Raw genomic sequence first — 1254 nt, 5'->3', positions numbered from 1 at the left:
AACTCATCTGAGTCAATCCATTTTATAAGCAGGTCAAAATCCGATTCTTGAAACTCTTCTAAGTTCATGATTTCCCATTAGGTTATAACGCCCGCTTAAGGGGCAGCCAACGCTACTACTAACTTAACGCATAACACCATAATCACAAAAACCAACGCATAATAAAAATGCCACGCGTTGGCTGTCCCTCTTGAAGCGTTTGTTATGTGTTTATTATTTTGATACCCATTTCAAGTAAAACCTCTCTACGCACGTGTGAAAGATGCTCCTCATTGATTTGATAAGCAATGTCGGGATTTTTAGCCATTGTGGACAAGCTCATGTTAATTATCTGATCTTTTGAATAGACAAACCTGGGGTTCTTAGGAATACACTTTCTAAGTGCAATGATCTCAGCTAGCGCGAGCTTTTGTACTGGAAAATGAGGATCCAGCTTCTCTTCCTCTTCCATCCAAGAACGTAATTTTTTGAGCGGATGTCCATTCAAATAATTCTTGGTTAGAAAGCCGTCACATATACAGAGCACAAATGTTAACGAACCAATTTTAAGCAATAATGTACTAGGTTCTACTATTGTTACTAGATCGGTTTCAGTGTTCTTGGTTTTGAAAACATAAAGACTTGAAGGGAGTTGAAAACCATAGCCTTGTTTATACGAGCTCTGCACGAGTTTAAAATTATCACTTTGTATAATTGATGAACAAACATCTTTCCATTGAGGGGCTTTCGTAGAGATCAAGTCATAGTAGAAGAGTCCATAATAGATCTTCGATAGCCAAGTTGTAATCAATGCAGATACGGAGCTATCGGGGCTGTACATCATTAAGATACCAGCTTCTTCAAGTAACTGGTTATAAAGTTGTTCCGGATTTTCAAGTAAGCTTAATATTCTGTTTTCATAATCACTGCCAAACTGATTATTGCAGCTTTCATGAGCTGGAACTTTTACTCTGCTATATTGAATAGTGTTAAATTGACCAGTGACCGTTTTTTCTTTTATGCCTAATTTCCCGAGCAAACTATTTGGAATAATGTGCTCTAGTGTCTTTTTGCCATCAATTCTATCTTTACAGAAAAAACACTTCCTTCTTAAATCATCCATTTTGATTCCACGATACCTCTGTAAACACATAACGCCCGCCTAAGGGGCTGACAACGCATAACAACCAAACTCAAACACAGCAACCGTAACCACCGCGACTCAATGGGACTGGAAACGCCACGCGTTGACAGTCCCTCTTGAGGCGTTTGTTA

The 1254-nt window shown here is 38.7% G+C and carries 1 protein-coding gene and 1 pseudogene; both read right to left on the bottom strand.

Going from position 1 to position 1254, the window contains the following annotated elements:
• A pseudogene (locus tag T411_RS1000000120915) lies at positions 1 to 68 on the bottom strand (GNAT family N-acetyltransferase); the annotation flags it as partial.
• A gap of 134 nt (positions 69 to 202) precedes the next feature.
• On the bottom strand, positions 203 to 1132 hold the full coding sequence (locus T411_RS0115660) for a hypothetical protein (protein WP_000335802.1): 930 nt from the start codon (positions 1130 to 1132) through the stop codon (positions 203 to 205).
• Between the last annotated feature and the right edge of the window lie 122 nt (positions 1133 to 1254).

The sequence above is a fragment of the Vibrio cholerae ATCC 14035 genome, from assembly GCF_000621645.1.
Lineage (GTDB): Bacteria > Pseudomonadota > Gammaproteobacteria > Enterobacterales > Vibrionaceae > Vibrio > Vibrio cholerae.
This window is presented reverse-complemented; position numbering and strand designations above follow the sequence as displayed.